This window comes from Streptococcus infantarius subsp. infantarius ATCC BAA-102 (genome assembly GCF_000154985.1).
In the GTDB taxonomy this organism is placed as follows: Bacteria; Bacillota; Bacilli; order Lactobacillales; family Streptococcaceae; genus Streptococcus; species Streptococcus infantarius.
Window position 1 is genome coordinate 17,285 of the sequence record NZ_DS572688.1, and the last position, 20,360, is coordinate 37,644.

The 20,360-nt window shown below is 36.4% G+C and carries 19 protein-coding genes and 1 riboswitch; of the genes, 2 read left to right on the top strand and 17 right to left on the bottom strand.

Annotated features, from left to right (window positions below):
* Positions 1–61: 61 nt before the first annotated feature.
* Positions 62–1,009, bottom strand: coding sequence for a bile acid:sodium symporter family protein (locus STRINF_RS02800; protein WP_014334446.1), 948 nt, complete (start codon positions 1,007–1,009; stop codon positions 62–64).
* A gap of 179 nt (positions 1,010–1,188) precedes the next feature.
* Positions 1,189–1,279, top strand: a riboswitch (THF riboswitch).
* A 44-nt stretch (positions 1,280–1,323) separates the two neighbouring features.
* Here STRINF_RS02800 and STRINF_RS02805 point away from each other — a divergent pair.
* Positions 1,324–1,881 (top strand): folate family ECF transporter S component, encoded by a 558-nt coding sequence (locus tag STRINF_RS02805; RefSeq protein WP_006531507.1) that lies wholly within the window; start codon positions 1,324–1,326, stop codon positions 1,879–1,881.
* A 79-nt stretch (positions 1,882–1,960) separates the two neighbouring features.
* Here STRINF_RS02805 and STRINF_RS02810 read toward each other — a convergent pair whose 3' ends face one another.
* From STRINF_RS02810 to STRINF_RS02850, 9 genes are all read right to left on the bottom strand, one after another.
* A complete protein-coding gene (locus STRINF_RS02810; RefSeq protein WP_006531508.1) occupies positions 1,961–3,007 on the bottom strand; it encodes a D-alanine--D-alanine ligase in 1,047 nt (348 codons plus the stop codon).
* A 303-nt stretch (positions 3,008–3,310) separates the two neighbouring features.
* A complete protein-coding gene (locus STRINF_RS02815; protein ID WP_263421632.1) occupies positions 3,311–4,618 on the bottom strand; it encodes a DUF3329 domain-containing protein in 1,308 nt (435 codons plus the stop codon).
* Between the two features lie 96 nt (positions 4,619–4,714).
* Complete coding sequence (gene recR, locus STRINF_RS02820; RefSeq protein WP_006531510.1) at positions 4,715–5,311, bottom strand: recombination mediator RecR; 597 nt, start codon at positions 5,309–5,311, stop codon at positions 4,715–4,717.
* A 59-nt stretch (positions 5,312–5,370) separates the two neighbouring features.
* Entirely contained in the window at positions 5,371–7,452 is a 2,082-nt protein-coding gene (gene pbp2b / locus STRINF_RS02825) for a penicillin-binding protein PBP2B (RefSeq protein ID WP_006531511.1), read from the bottom strand.
* A gap of 153 nt (positions 7,453–7,605) precedes the next feature.
* The gene (locus tag STRINF_RS02830) at positions 7,606–8,154 is read right to left on the bottom strand and encodes a hypothetical protein (RefSeq protein WP_006531512.1); all 549 of its coding nucleotides are present in this window, start codon (positions 8,152–8,154) and stop codon (positions 7,606–7,608) included.
* Between the two features lie 176 nt (positions 8,155–8,330).
* The gene (locus STRINF_RS02835; RefSeq protein ID WP_006531513.1) at positions 8,331–8,852 is read right to left on the bottom strand and encodes a transcription repressor NadR; all 522 of its coding nucleotides are present in this window, start codon (positions 8,850–8,852) and stop codon (positions 8,331–8,333) included.
* A gap of 175 nt (positions 8,853–9,027) precedes the next feature.
* Positions 9,028–9,720 (bottom strand): phosphoglycerate mutase, encoded by a 693-nt coding sequence (locus tag STRINF_RS02840; RefSeq protein ID WP_006531514.1) that lies wholly within the window; start codon positions 9,718–9,720, stop codon positions 9,028–9,030.
* Positions 9,721–10,093: 373 nt separating this feature from the next.
* Positions 10,094–11,977: a heavy metal translocating P-type ATPase gene (locus STRINF_RS02845; protein WP_006531515.1), complete on the bottom strand. Its 1,884-nt coding sequence runs from the start codon at positions 11,975–11,977 to the stop codon at positions 10,094–10,096.
* Positions 11,978–11,979: 2 nt separating this feature from the next.
* Positions 11,980–12,294 (bottom strand): ArsR/SmtB family transcription factor, encoded by a 315-nt coding sequence (locus STRINF_RS02850; RefSeq protein WP_006531516.1) that lies wholly within the window; start codon positions 12,292–12,294, stop codon positions 11,980–11,982.
* Between the two features lie 321 nt (positions 12,295–12,615).
* Here STRINF_RS02850 and STRINF_RS02855 point away from each other — a divergent pair, with 321 nt between their 5' ends.
* Positions 12,616–13,551 carry a dihydroorotate oxidase gene (locus tag STRINF_RS02855; protein ID WP_006531517.1) on the top strand — a complete coding sequence of 312 codons (936 nt, stop codon included), beginning with the start codon at positions 12,616–12,618 and terminating at the stop codon, positions 13,549–13,551.
* Positions 13,552–13,660: 109 nt separating this feature from the next.
* Here the strand turns inward: STRINF_RS02855 and STRINF_RS02860 are convergent, their stop codons facing one another.
* From STRINF_RS02860 to recN, 7 genes are all read right to left on the bottom strand, one after another.
* Positions 13,661–15,151 carry a peptide MFS transporter gene (locus STRINF_RS02860; RefSeq protein WP_043878304.1) on the bottom strand — a complete coding sequence of 497 codons (1,491 nt, stop codon included), beginning with the start codon at positions 15,149–15,151 and terminating at the stop codon, positions 13,661–13,663.
* Between the two features lie 414 nt (positions 15,152–15,565).
* Complete coding sequence (locus STRINF_RS02865) at positions 15,566–15,763, bottom strand: hypothetical protein (protein WP_006531519.1); 198 nt, start codon at positions 15,761–15,763, stop codon at positions 15,566–15,568.
* Between the two features lie 178 nt (positions 15,764–15,941).
* Positions 15,942–16,217 (bottom strand): HU family DNA-binding protein, encoded by a 276-nt coding sequence (locus STRINF_RS02870; protein ID WP_003063767.1) that lies wholly within the window; start codon positions 16,215–16,217, stop codon positions 15,942–15,944.
* A 94-nt stretch (positions 16,218–16,311) separates the two neighbouring features.
* Positions 16,312–16,914: a YpmS family protein gene (locus STRINF_RS02875; protein WP_006531520.1), complete on the bottom strand. Its 603-nt coding sequence runs from the start codon at positions 16,912–16,914 to the stop codon at positions 16,312–16,314.
* Entirely contained in the window at positions 16,883–17,731 is an 849-nt protein-coding gene (locus STRINF_RS02880) for an SGNH/GDSL hydrolase family protein (protein ID WP_006531521.1), read from the bottom strand. Before STRINF_RS02880 ends, STRINF_RS02875 begins: the two co-directional genes overlap by 32 nt.
* On the bottom strand, positions 17,724–18,566 hold the full coding sequence (locus STRINF_RS02885; RefSeq protein ID WP_006531522.1) for a DegV family protein: 843 nt from the start codon (positions 18,564–18,566) through the stop codon (positions 17,724–17,726). Before STRINF_RS02885 ends, STRINF_RS02880 begins: the two co-directional genes overlap by 8 nt.
* A 135-nt stretch (positions 18,567–18,701) precedes the next feature.
* Positions 18,702–20,360: a DNA repair protein RecN gene (gene recN / locus STRINF_RS02890; RefSeq protein WP_006531523.1), complete on the bottom strand. Its 1,659-nt coding sequence runs from the start codon at positions 20,358–20,360 to the stop codon at positions 18,702–18,704.

The window sequence follows — 20,360 nt, forward strand, 5'->3', positions numbered from 1 at the left end:
TTATCTCCATTATAAAAAGAGCCTTTTGGCTCCTCTTATTATATCACAAAATAAAGTGCTCTCAAGCATTTTCCTTATGGACCTTAGAATGATTCTTCCACCATGAAGATAAAATCGATCCAGAAATATTATGCCAAATTGAAAAAATTGTTGAAGGAATAGCTGCTTGCGGAACAAAATACTTCATTGCTAAAGTTGCACCTAAACTTGAGTCTTGCATTCCCACCTCAAATGTAATAGCCTTTTGTTGAGTCTCTTTCAAATGAAGAAGTTTTGAAAAGACAAAACCAAGCCCATAACCACAAAGATTGTGTAACATAACAACAGGAATAACTAAAGCTGTTGCTGTTGTAAAAATATTAGCATGGTTAGCAGAAACAACAGCTCCAATAATCAAAAGAATCGCTACTTGTGAGATTAGAGGCATCAACTGAATAATGGCATTGATTTTTTTACCTAAAAGTGTATGAACTAACACCCCTAAAATGATTGGTACAACAACAATTCTTAAAGTTGAAAGAAAAAGACTAACTGCTGGTACAGCAATAAATTGCCCTGCTAAAATCGATAACAATAAAGGAAGCATAATTGGCGCAAGAAGTGTTGAAAGAATTTCAATAGAAACATCCAAAGCAACATCTCCTCCTGACAAAAAAGCCATTACACTAGAAGAGGTTCCACTAGGACAAGAACCAACTAAAATGACACCAGCTGCTGTTGCTCCTGTTAAATGAAAAAGTTGACATAAAAGCCAAGCTAAACTTGGCATAATAATATAATGTGCCACTGTACCTAGAATGACAGGAATTGGACGTTTAGAAATACGAACAAAATCTTCAGTCTGAAGTGTCAGCCCCATCCCAAAAAGAATAATTCCCAACAAATACGATGTATTAGGGATAACCCAGGTACTAGTCTGAGGGAAGAGATAATTAAAGAAAGCCCAAATAATAACAACCAAGGTAAACCATTTACTAAGTTGTTTTGAAAAATCAGTTAGTTTTTTCATCATTTTCTCCTTAACTAAAAAGCTTTTTATCAGCAAAGCCTTTGATTTTTACAGCTTCATTATACACTTAATTTCAGAATTTTAAATCTTTTTACGTAATTATTTTCATTTATTTTCCAAGTCATATTCAAAAGAATCTTTTTTGTGATACAATAAACCTGTAAGGAGATAAAACCTTACACAGAGTAGATGATTCGCGTCAAGTGTGTGTGAATGGGATGTCGTCACACAACGAAGCAATTTGCGCGGTGAATCGTTGCATCCGCTGTTATTTTTTAACAGCTCCAGTTTCCAAATGTAAAAAGGAGCAAAAAATGAAAAACATTTTTCAAACACCAAAACTCACATCAAAGCGACTCGTGACCCTAGCTATGCTAATTGCACTGGCATTCATTGTTGGAAAGTTTTCTATTCCAGTCATTCCAGAACAGTTGGTCGTAAGCTTTACTTTTATTGTTAATGCCATTATCGGAATGGTTGCTGGTCCTATTTGGGGATTTATTAGTTTTGCCATTCTTGATGTCGTTGATAATCTCTTAAGCGGTCAAGGAAACTTTATTATCTGGTGGACTTTGATGGAAGCTGTTCAAGGATTTCTTTATGGACTTTTCTTCTATGGAAAAGAGCTCAAATGGTTAAATAAAAAAGATTGGCTTCACGTCACTCTGGCAGTACTTGTTACCATGCTGATTAGTACTTTTATCTTCACACCACTGCTTGTTCAGATTTATTTTCACGTTCCATTTTGGGCACAATATCTAGCAGGTCGCTGGTTAAAAATCTTTGAAATTCCAATTCGTATTATCGTCATCATGTTTGTTGTTCCAAGGTTGCAGCGCATCCCTGAACTACGCAAGCTTGCTAATTTATAAATCAAAAACCTCAGAGAGTTATCCCATCTCTGAGGTATTTTTTTTGCAGCAAAAAAGCACCTAACGGTGCTTTTCATTTTTAAATCAAATGGCTTTCGCGTTTTTCAAACATCTCTTTAGCCAGCTCAACCAATTTTTCAATCAAATCTGAGTAAGCAAGTCCCATGTTTTCCCAAAGAAGTGGATACATTGACCATTGTGTGAAACCAGGCATTGTGTTCAATTCATTAAGGTAAACATGACCATCTTCTGTCAAGAAGAAATCACAACGTGACAAACCACAGCCACCGATAGCACGAAAAGCTGTTGTTGCATAGCCACGCATTTCTTCCATAATGTCGCTATCAATATGAGCTGGAATATCCATGGTAATTTTGTTATCGATGTATTTAGCATCGTAATCGTAGAAAGCAACGTCTTTAACAACTTCACCAGGAAGTGTTGTTTTCACATCAGCATTTCCCAAAATTCCAACTTCGATTTCTCGAGCGTTAACACCAGTTTCGATAAGAATACGGCTATCATATTTAAGAGCAAAATCAATAGCTGAGCGAAGTGCTGCTTCATCCTCAGCTTTTGAGATACCTACTGAAGAACCCATGTTAGCTGGTTTAACAAAGACAGGGTATGTCAATTTGTCATTTACTTCTGCTACGGCTGCATCAAGATCAGAACCTTCAACATAAGTCACGTAAGGAACAAGTGGAACTCCTGCAGATTCAAGGACATGTTTTGTTGAAATTTTGTCCATTGCAACACTTGATGACAAAATGTTAGTTCCAACATAAGGCATTTTAAGAACTTCAAGGAAACCTTGGACAGAACCGTCTTCACCCATTGGTCCGTGAAGAACTGGGAATACTACTGCGCCAGGTTCATAAATATCACTTGGTTTAATTTTTTGACTTTCAACAACTGTGTCGTTAGTCATCAATTTTTCATCATCAGCAGGTTTGCTAAAGAATTCTTGTGTTTTAATAAAATCACCAGATTTTGTGATGAAGTAAGTTTTCACAAAGAATTTATCATAATTAATCGCACGCATGACGCTTTCAGCTGATAAAACAGATACTTCACGTTCCGCAGAACGTCCACCATAAAGTAAAACAAGCGTTTCTTTTGCCATAAACTTTAATTACCTGAACAGAAAAAAGGTACCAAGTTTTAATACACTTAATAACATTTTTCATCGAACCAAGAAGCCTCACAAAATAAGCCAAATCTCAGTTCAAGTTCAATTCCTTTTCTATTACAATTTCCTAATTATCATACCACAAAAGAAGCCGCCTTTCAAACTCCTACAGCCATAAGATGGAAGATAATATAACAAGGAAAGTTTAAAGATTATAAGGATGATAATGAGGTGGTTTTTATTACTTAACACCACTATATAACGAAAAGCCGATAAATTCAATGAAAAGCAAAAAGATTAATAACCAGTAATACTTTTCTTATCAAAATAAACCGACATCCATTGGTTAAACCAATCGTTCGAATCAATTTTCACATTAGATGTTAGGAGATAAGCATTATAGTCTGTTTTGGGAGTACTTAATAGTGGTATTCTAACATCACTATTTTTAGGAGAATTGTAGAGTCTACTATATTGATTTGAAACCTCTTTAAATGAATTTGTTAAATCTTCATTTATTATCCAATAGCTATGGAGAAATAGAAAACTCAAAAGAGCTACAAAAACAGCCAATCCTTTTTGATTAAATTCCCGATACAATACATTAATTAAACTGAACAAAATTATTCCTAAAAATAATACCGAACCAAACAATGTTCGTTTAGGAGTTTCAGGAGAGGCTATAAGAGCAAATGCTGATGAAAAGTGTCCTACAAAAAGAATAGTCCATAAAGCAATCGTATTTTTGGAAAGTTTTACCTTTTTAACAACTAAAAGGATAATGAATAAAATAATTAAAGTGTAGATAAACCAATAATTATGAATTAAATTATCAAAAATCATTTTAAAATTATCTTTAACAATATCAATTGTTAATGTCATTGCACCTCGTTTTTGTGATCCCGGAGATTTTAACATTAACAAGAAGCCTAGACCACCGGTAAATAAACTTGCTATACCATACTTTGTTCCTTTACTCCTATAAGGGTAATGAATTGCTAGATATATAAATGCCATTAATAAAGTCGCTGGCGATGAATTTTCATTACTTGCTCCAGCTAAAAAACCTAATAGAACTATTTCAAAGCCTTTAAAGAGTGGAACCTCTTTATTTGTTATTGATATAATACATAAAAAATAAGTAAGATAAATAACACTTGTCCACAAATAATTACATGAACCTGAAATCCATAAAACAGATTTTCCAATTTCTGGAAGATAAAACCAAAAATATATAAATGATAATATGTAAACTGCTGGCCTAATTTTACCTACTTCTTTGGTCTTCCCTATGAGAATAATGAGCCATATTAAAATTAAATAAATCAGTGTATTAATAATATCAAAATAGATTTTTTTGAATTGTAAAATAAATTGGACCATTGTATGAGCAACAAATCTTCCATTCCACATTTTCCAATGATTAATTTGAGATTCTATAATTGATAATATACCATGAATACGTTTAGGATGACTAGTTGGCAAATACCCTTGATAAACATAATGATATGTAAAGTCATCCGAAGTAAATAATGTTAAACGATTTAAGTGAAATATTAATATTGCAAATATTAAACTAAATAAACAGAACAAAAAATATCGTATTTTTTGTTCTGTTTATTTAGCACTTCTTTTCAAAACCATAGTCCTTTTATTCTAATCAATAATCTAAAAGCAGCCTTCCGCTGCTTTTCTCGTATTCTACAATTCTGTTCGGTTTTCAATAGCACGAAGTAGGGTAACTTCATCGGCATATTCGATATCTGAACCTACCGCTAATCCACGCGCCAAGCGTGTTACTTTGATTCCTGCAGGTTTTAGGACACGTGAGATATACATAGATGTTGCTTCACCATCTGCGGTGGCGTTGGTTGCAATAATAACCTCACTAACCTCACTATCCATTAAACGTGTAATCAATGACTTCAAATTAATATCATCAGGACCGACACCATTCATCGGTGAAATAAGTCCGTGTAAGACATGATAAAGTCCGTGATATTCTTGGATTTTTTCCATAGCTGAGACATCTTTTGAATCCTCAACCACCAAAAGCACTGAACGATCACGTGTCTGATCATTACAAATTTGGCAAGGATCTTCATCAGTCAAATTCCCGCACACTGAACAATAAGTTAATTCTCGTTTTGCAGCCAACAAGTTTTTAGCAAATTCATTCACGTCTTCATCAGACATACCAATCGTGTAAAAGGCCAAACGTGTCGCCGTTTTAATCCCTATTCCTGGTAACTTTGTAAAACTATCAATTAGCTTTGCAATCGGTGTTGGATAAAGCATTTTTTCTCCTTTCTTCTGATAAAGTCACGAGCCGACCTTCGCCGACTCGAACTTCTTTTTTATTTATTAGCGTATGTTGACATGTACAAGTTAATAATGTCACGCGCAATTAGTTGGTTAGGGTGATTCTCATCACTTGTTAAGTGAGGGATGATAACCGCAACCGCAATTTTAGAATCATCATTTTTTGAGTAATCGTAAGCAAGAACACTCAAGTTAACTGTTGTCACTGCATTACCATTGGCGTCAATAGCATAAGTTTCGGCAGTACCTGTTTTACCAGCGATAGTAACATTTCCACGCATGTGAGTACCAGTAGCATAACCACTTGTACTATTTACCACTTGATAGAAACCTTGTTGAAGAAGAGCCATTTCATCGCTTGAAATATTAACTTTGTTTAAAACATTAGTATCAATCGTTTTAGACAAGTTGCCAAGTCCTGTTGTGCCATCATTATCATAAACACTATCGACAATGTGTGGCGCAACACGGTTACCACCATTTGCGACTGTTGCAGCGTACTGAGCAAGTTGCATTGGTGTGTAAGAATCGTACTGACCGAAGGCTTCTGTTAAGACATTACCAGGGCTGTAATCTTCTGAGAGGTAACCAGTCGTTATTTCTGGCAAATCCATTCCAGTGCTTGTTCCTAAACCATATTCGGCATAGGTAGCACGAAGTTCTTCCATAGCTTTTTTTGTTCCAGTTGTGGCAAGTGTCATTCCAGAATAATATTCTTGCCCCATCATTTTAAGAGCTACTTGAACCATGTAAGTATTTGAAGAGTACTCAAGGGCTTGAACAGCTGTGATATTCGTTGCCCCACTACCTGTGAACCATGATTTAATGGATGGAGAGCCAGCAAGATTGATTGACTGGTCGGCAATAACTTGGTTACCAGAAATCGCATTATTTTCCCAACCTGAACTGATAGTTGCAGCTTTGACAACTGACCCTGGAACAAAGAGGTCATTAATTGTTCCAAGAGCGTCTAGAGTTGTTGTTGACGAACCAGTTTCATGTGACAAACCTGCCATAGCTAAAATAGCACCTGTCTTTGGATTCAAAGCCACCGCATAAGCCCCTTCAGAATAAGTGGCAAAACCAGCAGCGATTGAGGCTCCGTAATATTGATTCAAAATATTTTCAACACCTAATTGGAAATCAGAGTTGACAGTCAATTTCAAGTTTTTACCTGATTTACCTTCTCTAGTAACATCATCTGAGACAACGTTACCATTTTTATCGGTAGTGATTTCACGAACTGTGTGTGTTCCTTGCAAATCATCTTCATAAGCTTTTTCAAGATAAGATGTTCCGACACGGTCATTCATCGAATAACCTTTAGCTAGATATTCTTCTGCTTCTTCAGCTGGCAAACCTGATTGTTTTGAAGAAACTGTACCAATAAGGGTTGATAGAGAACCTGTTGATGTTTGACGATCCCAGTCAGTCGCAATAGAAATTCCTGATAATTTTGAACGATTAGCTGTGATATAAGCAATTTGATCGTCTGTCAAATCACCAGTCGTCAAATTAACGGTGCTAAATATTGAAGCAGCATTCATCTGACTGAAAATGTACACCAACTTCAATTCGTCTTCTGTATAATTAATCTCATCATCCGTTACAGCCTTAACAGCATTGGCATAGACCTTAGATTCTGTTAAGTTATTACCGTAATTATCATATTTTTGATTATTCGGAAGACTCTTGACGACCTTAGCATAAGTGTCTGAATCAGCTAAATAATAATCTTTTTTCTGACGTGTTGTAACATTTGTTTCTGTAAAATCAACCAAGGTCGATAGCGTTTTTGCCAAGTTTTTTATTTCCTCAGCAGTGATGGTATTACTACGTGTGAAAGCAACGACTTGTTTAACATTATTTGATACTAATAGATTGCCTGCGGCATCAAAAATTTGACCACGAGGACTTGAGGACGTTACCTTGTAGGTAGTTGATGAATTTAACTTATCATCGTAAAAAGATTTATTTAAAATTTGCATCTGTGCCAATCTTAAAATAATAATTGAAAATAAGACGACGATAACTGCAAAAATCAAATAAATACGTTTTGTAATACTGGTTGTTTTTTTGGCAATTTTGATTTTGCTCAATCTCTTCTTAACTGACATTCTTTCCTCACAATTAAAAGCTTCGTTTTATATTTTATCACAATTTACTTAAAAGAGTGTGACACAAAATGTAAAACTTTTCACTTTTTTACATCCCCACTTTTCAAGAAAAAAAGCACACCAAAAAAGGAGTGTTAAATCACTCCTTTCACTCTATTTAGCATCAACTGAAAAATCAACGCCAACTTTATCACGTAAGAATTTCCAAAGGAAATACGCAATGTAAAAATCAATTGTTCCATGAACGAGAGAACCTAACCCAATCAAGCCTACCAAAGACCAAATATAAGCTGCTCCTGTATGTGCACCAGCTGTTAAAGCAAGAACAACGATGAATTCTGCTAAACCATGTAAAATATTTAAGAAAATAGCAAATCCAAATGTCAAAACTGGCTTTTCAAGCAAGGTTGGGCGTTTTTTAATCATGACAGCACCAACTACTGCAAACAACAAATGCGATACAGCTCGCAAAACGATGACAATTGGAAAACCTGCTAACAAGAATCCAAGACTTGTTCCCAAAGCGACTAAAACAGCCACTTGTGGTGAAATGAACATAGCCATAAAGACTGGCACATGACTAGCTAGTGTAAATGAAGCTGGACCGATGACAACCTTAACCGGCATAACCAAAGGAATTAAAATCCCAAAGGCAACTAAAATAGCTGTAAAAGCAAGAGACTTAGTTTGATGACGTCTCATATGACAACTCCTTTTATATATGATAATACCTGAATGATCCCCAATTATCACTCAGGTATGACGATAGCTTTAATCAATTAACTAACAAGCAATACACTACGTTTTTTGAAAGTAGCTAACTGACCTAGCCTATTATAAAGAAAAAAATAACAGGTGTCAAGACACCTGTAGCTGTTTTAGTTTGATTTCAAAAGCAAGCCCTTATCAGACAAGTCAGATTTGATTTCTTCAAATTCATCTTTTGAATGACATGACAAGGTATGTGTATGAATACCATCCGTTAAAGATGAAAGGAGTGTAGCATTTGAATGTTCAACCTTCTCCATAAAGTTATCAATATCTTCCTGACTTTTGATATTAAGAGGTGCTGTCAGCATCCCATAAATTGGATGTTCAACTTCCACATCAACCATAATGCCACCTTTTGAGATGACACTCTCCAATTCTTCTTTAGTATACTCTGGACCATGTTGACACGCAATTTTCCCGATAAACTGGTGTGAGTAAAGTGCCTGAGATAAGACATAACCTCGTGGCGTAGAAATGACATCATGATTAGCTGCTCTCAACAAAGCCACATCTCCTACAATAATTTGGCGACTCACACCAAGTTGACCTGCTAAAACACTTGCTGAAATGGGAACTTGCGTCTGACTCAAAATATCAATAATTTTTTGACGGCGTTCTGCTGCCTTCATAAAAGTCCCCTTTACAAAATATAATACTTACTACTAATCATACCACAAATTGAACGAAAACAGAATTTCTCCGAACTGATAACAAAAAGGGTAACAAATTCAAAAAAAGCACCCTAGGGACTAGCCTAGAATGCTTTCATATCAAGGACTTTACGCCTTATAATCTCTTATCAGATTATTTACCCAAGAAGTATTCGTCAGTAACGTTCAATTTTTCGTCAAATTCGAATACAAGTGGTGGGAAGTTAGGGATTTCAACATCCATAATTTCGTCATCTGACAATTGTTTGATGTGTTTTACAAGAGCGCGGATTGAGTTACCGTGAGCACCTACAAAGACGTTCTTACCATCTTTAAGAGCTGGAGCGATTTTATCTTCCCAGAATGGAAGGGCACGTTCCAAAGTAACTTTCAAGTTTTCTGCATCTGGAACAACTTTGTCATCAAGGTTAGCGTAACGACGATCAGTGTGTGCTGAGTATTGATCGTCTTTAGCCATAGCTGGTGGCAATACATCGTATGAACGACGCCAGATGTGAACTTGTTCGTCACCCCATTTTTCAGCAGCTTCAGCTTTGTTTTGACCAGTCAAACCACCGTAGTGACGTTCGTTCAAGCGCCATGATTTTTCAACTGGAACCCAAAGTTGGTCAGAAGCTTCAAGAGCAAGGTTAGTTGTTTTGATAGCACGTTTAAGAACTGAAGTGAAAGCAACATCGAATTCGATTCCTGCTTCTTTGATCAATTTACCTGCTTCAGTAGCTTGTTTAGTACCTTCTTCTGTAAGGTCAACATCAGCCCAACCAGTGAAAAGGTTAGCTTTGTTCCATTCAGATTCCCCGTGACGTGCAAACACTAATTTTACCATTAGATAAAGTCTCCTTTAAAATAGTCCAAAGGCTATAAATACACAGCGAAAAATAGATCTTAACCCTTACCAGAATAGCAAATCATTAAACTATTTTTAGCTCAGCATTTTAACCAATTATTATTACGACAAAAGTCGTTTACTCTTACTATTCTACCCAAAAAGCTCTAAAAAAGCTAGTATAATTGCTAATTTTCTATAAAAGAGTCTGCCTTTACCAACCGTTTACTCTCATTTTTTCAAAATAAAAAAATGGAATGACCAGCAATTGATTCTTAAAAAGAGTGATTCAATTGCGGTCACACCACCCCCACTTTCTAACGAAAATGGTAGCTTTCTATATGATTAAGGCTATTATAGTTCAAAAAATTTTCTATGTCAATTTCATTGTTCGCATGGCATTTAAGGTCGCAAGTACTGTCACACCAACGTCGGCAAAGATAGCTAGCCACATATTAGCTAAGCCTAGACTAGCGAGTATCAAGACTAAAACTTTGATACCGATTGAGAAAATAATGTTTTCTCTAGCGATAGTGATTGTCTGGCGTGCAATCTTGATAGCCTGCGCAATTTTTGACAAATGGTCATTCATAACCACGATATCTGCTGCTTCAATGGCTACGTCACTACCAAGTCCGCCCATGGCGATACCGACATCAGCTCTAGCTAGTACAGGAGCATCATTAATGCCATCACCAACAAATCCGACTATGGCACGAGGAGATTTTTTCGCCAAATAGCCTTCCAGTTCACTGACCTTATCGGCTGGCAATAGCTCCGCTTTGTAATCTGTCATAGACAAGTCACCAGCAATTTTTTCAGCAACTTCGTGGCGGTCTCCCGTTAACATGACAAGATTTTTCACACCAGCTTTTCTAAGTTGCTCTAGAGCTTCTTTAGTGTCAGATTTAACACAATCTGAAATAACGATATGTCCAGCATAAGTACCATCAATAGCCACATGAACAATCGTTCCGGCTTCATAGCAAGGTTTCCATTTAGCTCCTAAGCTATCCATAAATTTAGTATTTCCGACAGCCACATCATGACCGTTTACCTTAGCACTAATACCGTAACCAGATTTTTCAGTCACATCTGTAATCGAACAATCATCTGCTTCTTTTTCATAAGCTTCACGAAGTGATTGAGCAAGCGGGTGACTTGAAAAACGTTCCGCGTGACTAGCCAAGTGTAGTAAATGCTCTTTCTTAATATCATCTGAATGAAGAGCTGTTACCTCAAAAACACCTTCTGTCAAAGTCCCTGTTTTATCAAAAAGCAACGTTTCAAGTGAAGCTAAACTTTCAAGATAGTTTGAGCCTTTAATGAGAACTCCAGCTTTTGAGCTTGCTCCCAAACCGCCAAAAAAGCTAAGCGGAATAGAAATGACCAAAGCACATGGACAAGAAATAACAAGGAAAGTAAGCGCACGGCTCAGCCACTCTGGAAAATTCCCTACAAAATCACCTGAAAATACTGGCGGTAAGAAAGCTAAAATCAAAGCAGAAATAACTACCGTTGGCGTGTAAACTTCTGCAAACTTAGTCATAAAACGTTCGCTCTTTGATTTTTTAGCTGTTGAATTTTCAAGCAAATCTAAAATCTTACTCAAAGTAGAATCTTCAACACGATGCAAAACTTTAACACGAATCACACCAGTCATGTTAATCATCCCTGAGAGAACTTGGTCACCAACCTGAACACTTTGCGGTAAACTTTCTCCTGTCAAAGCTGCTGTATCAACCGAAGACTCGCCAGAAACCAAGATACCATCAATCGCAACCTTCTCCCCAGGTTGAATCACAATCACCTGACCCTCTTGTAAGGTTTTTGGATCAACATCAACTGTTTGACCACCTTCTTCCAAATGAACAAGATTTGGTCGCAAATCTAGTAGTTCTGAAATTGATTTTTCACTGCTACCTTCAGCAATATGCTCAAAGAATTCACCAACTTGGTAGAAAATCATTACAAATACTGCTTCGGCAAATTCAGCCTCACCAGTCATAAAACTAAGAGCAAATGCTCCAAGTGTCGCTAGTGACATCAAAAAATGTTCACTAAAGACTTTCCCTTGACTTATTTTTACCAAAGCTTTTTTCAAAACATCATAACCAGCCATTAAAAATGGAATGGCATATAAAAAAGCTTGAGCTACTAAGCCCAGATGGTTCAAGCGAACCACAAGGAAAACGACAAGAAAAACTAGCGCTGCTAGCAAGATGCGAGCGAGCTTCTTTTTATGTTTATGTGACATGATTAATCCTCCTGATAATGCTCTACAACAGACTCCAAAACTTGGCTAATATGCTTATCAGCAAGGGCATAAATCTGATTTTTCCCTTCGCGTCGAACAGAAACAATCTTGAGATTTTTTAGCATAGTCAACTGATGTGAAATCGCTGATGGCGTCATCTCTAAAATTTCTGCTAATTCACTAGATTTTAACTCTCCCTTGCTTAAACAAGAAATAATTTGCAAACGAGTCGTGTTTCCTAACGCCTTAAAAAAGCTGGAAACATCCGTTAGCAAATCACCTTTTAGCAATTTTTGTGATTCATTAGTCTCAATCATCTTAATTATCTCCAATATCTTTTATAAAACACTTGAACAATTACTCAAATGTTCTACTGTAATCAATTTATCATTTTCACAAAAACTATGCAAGCATGAACTAACTTTGTTTAATTCGAAAGGTATTTTTCATTTTTTCAGTCTATTAACAAGAGAAAAAAACATAAAAAGTATCCAAATTAAGCAAAATCTTTCTGTTTTTTATAATATTTTTAAGATTGTTCGGAAAAACACTTGCTTTCAGGTTACTGAAATAGTAAAATGTTTCTTGTAATATCAGAAAATTAACTATTGTGTGATAATAGATTTTTGGAGGACTTTATGGTTTCAACTGCAACAAAAATTGGAGCTTTCGATTTTGACAACTGCTTGATGAACGCTGCTGGCGTTTATTGTATGACTCGAGAAGAATTAGCTGAAATTGAGGCTTCTACTGCAGGCTCTTTCGTCACAAAAACTGGAACATTGGCTGCACGTCCAGGAAATCCCGAACCGCGTTACGCTGATACAGCTCTTGGTTCAATCAATTCTATGGGACTACCAAACAATGGTTTCCAATATTATCTTGACTACGTTACTGAACTCCAAAACACACCAAATAGTAAAAATCACTTCTTGTCACTTGTTGGTATGTCTGAAGAAGAAACACACACTATCTTAAAAACAGTTCAAGAATCTGACTACCAAGGACTTGTAGAACTAAACCTTTCTTGTCCAAATGTCCCAGGTAAGCCACAAATCGCTTATGATTTTGAAACAACTGAACGAATTTTAAAAGATATCTTCACATACTTTACAAAACCTCTTGGAGTTAAACTGCCTCCATATTTTGACATCGCACACTTTGACCGTGCGGCAGCTATCTTCAATCAATTTCCACTAACTTTCGTTAACTGCATCAACTCAGTCGGAAATGGCTTGGTGGTTGACGATGAAACTGTTGTTATCAAACCTAAAAATGGTTTTGGTGGCATCGGTGGTGATTATGTAAAACCAACTGCCCTTGCTAATGTCCATGCCTTTTACAACCGCCTAAATCCTTCTATCCAAATCATTGGAACTGGTGGTGTCAAATCAGGTCGTGACGCGTTTGAACACATCTTGTGTGGTGCAAGTATGGTTCAACTAGGAACAATTCTTCACCAAGAAGGTCCTGCTGCCTTTGCCCGCATCACAGAAGAACTTAAAGCTATCATGGAAGAAAAAGGTTATGAAACCCTAGAAGACTTCCGTGGCAAATTGAAATATATCGGCTAATAAAAAAACAAAAAGAGCAAGGACATATTGTCCTCACTCTTTTTAGGATTTGCCACCTCCTACAGTTGACATAGAAGCTCTTCTCATAAGAGAAAGAGTTCCTAAAAGATTAATTATTACGCATTAAGTTCAAAATTGGTTTTTTGATAAGTAGCAACAAAGCACCAATACCAAGACATACAAGTCCTAAGATACCGAAGAATGCTACTTCTGTGTCTTTAGTAAAGTATGGTGTAATCAAAGCATTCACTGCTTGTGATGTTGAGTCTGCCAAGAACCAAAGTGCAACCATTTGTGATTGGAATGCAAGTGGTGCAAGTCTAGTTGAAACAGATAGACCAACTGGAGAAACTAACAACTCACCTGCCATTTGAACGGCAAACATTACTACCAACCAGATAAAGCTTACACGGTTGTTTGTTCCATACAACATACCTGGCAAAGCCATGATCATGTATGACACACCAGTTAACAACAATCCTAATCCAAATTTTGTAACCGCTGATGGTTGACGTTCACCCATTTTGTTCCAAATCCAAACAAATAATGGTGTCAAAATAACGATGAACAATGGATTAAGCAATTGATACCATGAAGGGTCAATGTAAAAGTTAATACCAAAGATTGTTGGATGCAAGTTTGTACGAGTTTCACCCCAGACAGCAATAACTGTCGCACTTTGTTCTTCAACTAACCAGAAAACGATAGAAGACAAGAACAATGGAAGGTAAGCCAACAATTGCTTACGTTCTGTACTTGAAACTTTTTTAGATGCGAACATCAAGATAAAGTAGATAAATGGGATGAAGATACCAGCCATTGATAGAATATTGATGACGTTATCAACGAATTTAGCTGGGCTTGTCTGGTAAAGTAATGTTCCAGCAACAGCTAAGATAACAAAACCAATAACTGATTTGATTGCTAACCCTTTTTTCTCTGCTGTCGTTAATGGATTGGAAGGTTTGTTTCCAATTTCTGGGAATTGCTTCATTCGTCCATACCAATAAACAAATAGAGCAAATACCATACCAATAGCGGCAAGAGAGAAACCTAAGTGATAGTTGATACTTTGTCCAACTGTTCCTACTACGATAGGAGCAAGCAATGAACCGATATTGATACCGATGACAAAGATATTGAAACCTGTGTCACGACGAGGATCGTCTGGTTCATATAAGTGACCAACCATATTTGAAATGTTTGGTTTCAACATCCCTGTTCCCAAGATAATCAAGAATAGTGAGATGAAAAGAGACGTTAAGCCAAACGGAAGAGCTAAAACAACGTGCCCTAGGGTAATAAGGATACCACCGATAAAGATTGTTTGAGATGCGCCGAGGACGCGGTCTGCAAACCATCCACCAATAATACCAGAAAGGTATACAAGAGCTCCATAGATACTTACAATAGCCATTGCTTGTGGCTTAGGAAGTCCTAACCCTGCGTTAGCTGAAGTAACAGATGCGTACAAATAGTAAATTAAGATTGCACGCATTCCATAATACGAGAATCGCTCCCAAAGTTCTGTTTGGAATAAAGTAAACAAAGCCTTAGGCTGTCCAAAAAATGTTTTTTCTTTTATTTTTTTCCATACAATTCATTATATAGATTTTTTTAAATTTGGGCAATAGAAATTTTATTTAAAATATTAAGTAAATTCTTGAAAATGGATATAATCACAGCAAATTCCTCTCAAAATCAATATCTTTTTCAAATGACTTACTCAAAAAAGTAGCGCCATAAAGGCGCTATTTTTTGGCTTTTAAAGAGATTTAGTCAAAATGACACAGCCTCGCTATTTATAAAATTATAATAAATATACGCATTTCAATAATCTGGAAATAAATTTTTGAAAATGACTGCCAAAAATATGCCAACTTTAAGTGACTTAGTTTCCTTTGCAAGTTAGATTTCCTACTTTAGACATTTTTTAATTATTAATGCAGGTACTCACTGCTGACTTAGCCATAATCGGCTAAGAAATCAACTCTCACCCCAACTTTCTTATTCTTTACCAATTATCCCAAAAATCACTGTCGTCTTCGTCTGGGCTTGTTTTATCGTCTTTTTCTGCTTGATCTTGAGTGATGATATTTCCGTTTTCATCAACTTTTGGTTTCATGGCAAGTCCCACCATAATCAACATCACTGCCTTAAAAAGTGAAAAAGCACCTAAAAAAATAACAACTAACAAAAGTGTTTTATCCATGATTCAACTCTTTCTTTACATTTATCACACGTAAATTTACGATACTTCTATGTTCGATTATAACATAAAAGCACGGATTACTTTGATTTATTACTGTAAAACTTTTCCTCTTTATAAGAAAAAAAGAGCCTTACCAGGCTCAACAACAGTTGATATGACAAGGTTCTTTTCTATGTAATTATTTTACAGCGTCTTTAAGTGCTTTACCAGCTTTAAATGCAGGTACTTTTGAAGCTGCAATTTCAATTTCTTCACCAGTTTGTGGGTTACGACCTTTACGAGCTGCGCGTTCGCGAACTTCAAAGTTACCAAAACCGATTAATTGAACTTTTTCGCCTTCAGAAAGGAAGCTTTCGATTGCTGAGAATACTGCATCTACAGCTACCGCTGAATCTTTTTTAGTAAGCTCAGTTGCTTCTGCAACTTTAGCGATTAAATCTTGTTTGTTAGCCATTTAACAAATCCTCCAATTAATTTCTAAGCGTTAACACTTTAACAAAGTCTATGATACCCAAAAAAAGGCTTAAGGTCAAGTATTAAACGTTTAATTAGCCGTTTTTCTTGTAAATATCAAAGTTAAATCGATCGCCTACAAGATCGATTGTTGTCGCTTTCAAAAAGATGCCAGCATCGTTTTTTATGTTCTGAATATTGATATTAATAACAGACTCTTTTGGCAAAACTTCCACAAAATTTGGAAGGTCAACACTTGATTTTAAGTACTTCAAAACTTCTGATTCTGGCAATGTTAGTGTTCCAACTGAAAATGAGGTGATTTTTAGCTGAATAGCTCCCGATTCTAAGCGACTTGGTTGGAAATAAATGTAAAGTGGTACTTCATAACCTAAAAAAGTATAAGTTCCTTCAAACAAAATTGCTGATGAAGTTGCGTAAACATTATAAGACGAATTTTTTGTTTGATAATCTTTCAAATAAGCAGCAACCGTATCATTCAATTGCTCACGTGTCGTTGAAACTGTTCCAACTTTGATACTTTTAACCTTTTTTGAAGTAATCGTTTGTGCTGCTGGTTCTCTAACTTGAATTAAGCGGCTAGCAATCACTCCCACAAAAGCCACATTAATAGCTAAAATGAGGAGACACGCCCACTTCCACCAGTTAGTCTTTGTTCCATTCGTTTTTAGTTTCATTGATTTTCTCCATTGTTACGTCTGACATAATTTGATAGCCAATATTATTCGGGTGGAAATGGTCACCACTAAACAAAGCATCGTTGATAACCGTTGTTTGGTCACCAGATGTTGACACGATTCCTTCTTGACCATCAATTCCTTTATAAAGTTGATCATTGATTGGAACGAAGTAAACATGACGGTACTCTTTTGTCACACTCTCAGTAGCGTCATTCCAATCATTGATGATTTCTTGCATCTCCGTCATTTCAGGGAAATTCAAGTAAAACGGATTATAAATTCCCAAAATATAAATTGGCAAATCTTCATTTTCTGAGCGAGCTAGCTCAATAATCTGACGTAAACGTTCTTGATATGATTTGGCAGGCTTTTTAAAGGTCCCCACAGATAATTTCGTCAAATGCTTGCGAATGACGGCCATAACATCATTTCCCCCAACGGTTAGGGTCATCATATCCGCTTTGGCTAAGGAATTTTGGATGTCTTGCTTATCTTTCATTCGTGTCAAAATCTGGTTACTGGTGTTTCCTGAAACCCCGTAATTATCATGTGTGACTTGATAATGATAAGTATCTGTTAAACTTTGGGATAGAATTGGGACAAAACCACCTTGATTAGTTGTATCGCCAACCCCTTCGGTCAAGGAATCACCGATAGCCACATAACGAAATGACTTTGTTTTCTGAGCTAAGAAATCCTTTTTGGTTAATTCTTGATCTGATTTTGGAATCAAAATATTAAAAACGGCGATAAACAGAAGAAGGCTTGCTAAAAAGAAAGCAAACCCAGTTAAAATATTCTTTTTCTTATTCATAGCGTACCATAACCGCAAAAGCGTCTTCACCAGTGTGCGTTTGGATGATTGAACCAGTTTCTAAAACAGCAATTGGAGCACCCAAAACTTGCAGCTTTTCTTTAAAGCCATTTGCCATATCAGCCGTTCCACAGTATGAAATACCGATTTCAGCGACTTTTTTGCCAGATGTTTGTGCATGCTCAATAAAGCTATCAAGCCATTTGTTAAATGTTTTAACACCACGACCTTTGATAACTGTGTTCAATTCGCAATCAATCATTTCCATAACCACTCGAATGTTAAGTAGTGAGCTGAGAAGACCTGTAACACGTCCAATACGTCCACCCTTAACCAAATTTTCAAGGGTTGAAACACCAATGTAAAGTTCTGATTTTTGACGAACTTCTTCAACTTTTGCAAGAACTTCTTCTAAGCTTGCACCTTCTTGGGCTAATTTGGCAGCTTGCACCACTTGGAATTTTTGACATTGGTCTGTAAATGTTGAATCGATAACCGTTACGTCCGCTCCAGCAAGGTTAGCCCCTTGACGAGCTGCTTCAACAGTTCCTGAAAGTGTATGCGTGATGTGAATTGAAACAATGTGCTCAGCACCATTTTTCATCAAGTTTTCGTAAACTTCTGCAAAAACACCAACAGGGGGTTGACTTGTCTTAGGTAATTCTTTGCTATTGCGCATCAAGTTGAGGAATTTTCCTTCCTCTTTCATGTCGTTATCAGAATAAACAACACCATCAATTATAACTGACAATGGCACAACTGTAATATCATATTTTTCTACTAATTCTGGTTCAATCGTTAAAGATGAATCTGTAACAATTTTAATTTTACTCATTTTTTATCCTATCATACTTTCAAAACTTTATATCAAAATTTATCCTAACAACCATTATACCAAATTTTTAGCAGTTGGGGGACATTTTATCAACCAGTTTTAGAAGACAAAAAAAGAAGCCCTGGGGCTCCTATTTTATTTCTTTAGCAATTCACGCGCTTGTTCACGCGCCATTTCCGTAATATCACTACCAGCAAGCATTTTTGCAATTTCTTCCACACGCTCTTCTTCACTTAACAAACGCACTGTTGAAACCGTTGTATTTTCATCACTACGTTTTTCAATAAAGAATTGATAATCCGCAATCGCAATCACTTGTGGCAAGTGTGAAATCGCCAAAACTTGCCCGTGACTACCGATTTTATAGATTTTTTGGGCAATAGCTTGCGCTACACGTCCAGAAACTCCTGTATCAACCTCATCAAAGACAATACTTGTCTTGTCTTCTTTACGTGAAAAGGCAGATTTTATAGCTAACATTAAACGTGAAATTTCACCACCAGATACCACCTTAACCAAAGGTTTGAACCCTTCTCCAGGATTGGTTGAAATGTAAAATTCAATAGCTTCATTCCCATCACGATTGAATTTTCCCTTGCTAAATTGCACTTGAAAATCAGCCTTTTCCATGTACAAATCAGCCAGTTCTTGCTTGATTTCAGCTTCCAAATTTTTAGCTAATTGATGACGTTCTTGACTGAGACTCTCAGCAGCAACAATCAATTCTTTTTCCAAGCGTTTGAGATCTTTTTCCATATCATCAGATGACTCATCATTGCCAGTCAAAAGATTGTATTCTTTGGTTATATTTTCGTAATAATCTAAAACATCATCAACACTGCCACCGTATTTACGGGTAATGCTGTAAATCACTTCTAAACGAGCTTCAATTTGTTGAAGACTACCAGCATCAAAATCAAGCTCATCAATAACATCACCTAATTGCTTAGTCACTTCTTCTAGAATGTAATAAGCTTCAGAAACATTTGATGACATGTCTTTATATTCTGCATCAAATTCTTCCAAAGTCATCAAGTCGTTCATAGCTGAGCGGATATTTGACAAACTTGAAAACTCTTCATCATCGAGCATGACATAAGCATTAGTTAATGTGTCTGCGATATGTTTGTGATTTAACAACTTATCACGTTTTTGGTTTAGAGCTTGGTCTTCACCTGATTTTAGGGCAGCTGCTTCAATCTCTGCAATTTGAAATTCCAGCATTTCGATACGTGCTTTGTGTTCTTGCTCATTTTTTTGTTTGGTTAAAACACGTTTACGCAAGCGGCGATAATGTTCAAAAAGGTCTTGGTAGTGTTTCTTGACCGAAGCAAATTGGCTATCCCCAAATTCATCCAGCATACGAATGTGCATGTTTGGTTTCATCAATTCTTCTTGGTCATGTTGCCCATGGATATCAACCAAATATTGACCAACAGCACGAAGCGTTGTCAGGTTAACCATTTGTCCATTAATCCTACCAATCGAACGACCATTTTGCAAAATTTCACGACGGATAATTAATTCTTCCGTAACCTCAATGCCATTTTCCTCCAAAATTTGCGTGAGCGCAGCATTTTCACCAACTGAAAAGAGGCCTTCAATTTCAGCTTTATTTGCCCCGTGACGGATAACATCAAGACTCGCACGCGCACCAAGCATGAGATTCATGGCATCGATAATAATAGACTTCCCTGCACCGGTTTCACCCGTCAAAACGGTCATGCCATTTTCAAAAGTCAATGAGATTTCCTCAATGATGGCAAAATTTTTAATGGAAATTTCTAAAAGCAT

What these genes read in the sequence shown, in the direction of transcription:
- STRINF_RS02800 (WP_014334446.1), bottom strand. Translation starts at nt 1,009, where the DNA reads ATGAAAAAACTAACTGATTTTTCAAAACAACTTAGTAAATGGTTTACC.
- STRINF_RS02805 (WP_006531507.1), top strand. Translation starts at nt 1,324, where the DNA reads ATGAAAAACATTTTTCAAACACCAAAACTCACATCAAAGCGACTCGTG.
- STRINF_RS02810 (WP_006531508.1), bottom strand. Translation starts at nt 3,007, where the DNA reads ATGGCAAAAGAAACGCTTGTTTTACTTTATGGTGGACGTTCTGCGGAA.
- recR (WP_006531510.1), bottom strand. Translation starts at nt 5,311, where the DNA reads ATGCTTTATCCAACACCGATTGCAAAGCTAATTGATAGTTTTACAAAG.
- pbp2b (WP_006531511.1), bottom strand. Translation starts at nt 7,452, where the DNA reads ATGTCAGTTAAGAAGAGATTGAGCAAAATCAAAATTGCCAAAAAAACA.
- STRINF_RS02830 (WP_006531512.1), bottom strand. Translation starts at nt 8,154, where the DNA reads ATGAGACGTCATCAAACTAAGTCTCTTGCTTTTACAGCTATTTTAGTT.
- STRINF_RS02835 (WP_006531513.1), bottom strand. Translation starts at nt 8,852, where the DNA reads ATGAAGGCAGCAGAACGCCGTCAAAAAATTATTGATATTTTGAGTCAG.
- STRINF_RS02840 (WP_006531514.1), bottom strand. Translation starts at nt 9,720, where the DNA reads ATGGTAAAATTAGTGTTTGCACGTCACGGGGAATCTGAATGGAACAAA.
- STRINF_RS02845 (WP_006531515.1), bottom strand. Translation starts at nt 11,977, where the DNA reads ATGTCACATAAACATAAAAAGAAGCTCGCTCGCATCTTGCTAGCAGCG.
- STRINF_RS02850 (WP_006531516.1), bottom strand. Translation starts at nt 12,294, where the DNA reads ATGATTGAGACTAATGAATCACAAAAATTGCTAAAAGGTGATTTGCTA.
- STRINF_RS02855 (WP_006531517.1), top strand. Translation starts at nt 12,616, where the DNA reads ATGGTTTCAACTGCAACAAAAATTGGAGCTTTCGATTTTGACAACTGC.
- STRINF_RS02865 (WP_006531519.1), bottom strand. Translation starts at nt 15,763, where the DNA reads ATGGATAAAACACTTTTGTTAGTTGTTATTTTTTTAGGTGCTTTTTCA.
- STRINF_RS02870 (WP_003063767.1), bottom strand. Translation starts at nt 16,217, where the DNA reads ATGGCTAACAAACAAGATTTAATCGCTAAAGTTGCAGAAGCAACTGAG.
- STRINF_RS02875 (WP_006531520.1), bottom strand. Translation starts at nt 16,914, where the DNA reads ATGAAACTAAAAACGAATGGAACAAAGACTAACTGGTGGAAGTGGGCG.
- STRINF_RS02880 (WP_006531521.1), bottom strand. Translation starts at nt 17,731, where the DNA reads ATGAATAAGAAAAAGAATATTTTAACTGGGTTTGCTTTCTTTTTAGCA.
- STRINF_RS02885 (WP_006531522.1), bottom strand. Translation starts at nt 18,566, where the DNA reads ATGAGTAAAATTAAAATTGTTACAGATTCATCTTTAACGATTGAACCA.
- recN (WP_006531523.1), bottom strand. Translation starts at nt 20,360, where the DNA reads ATGCTTTTAGAAATTTCCATTAAAAATTTTGCCATCATTGAGGAAATC.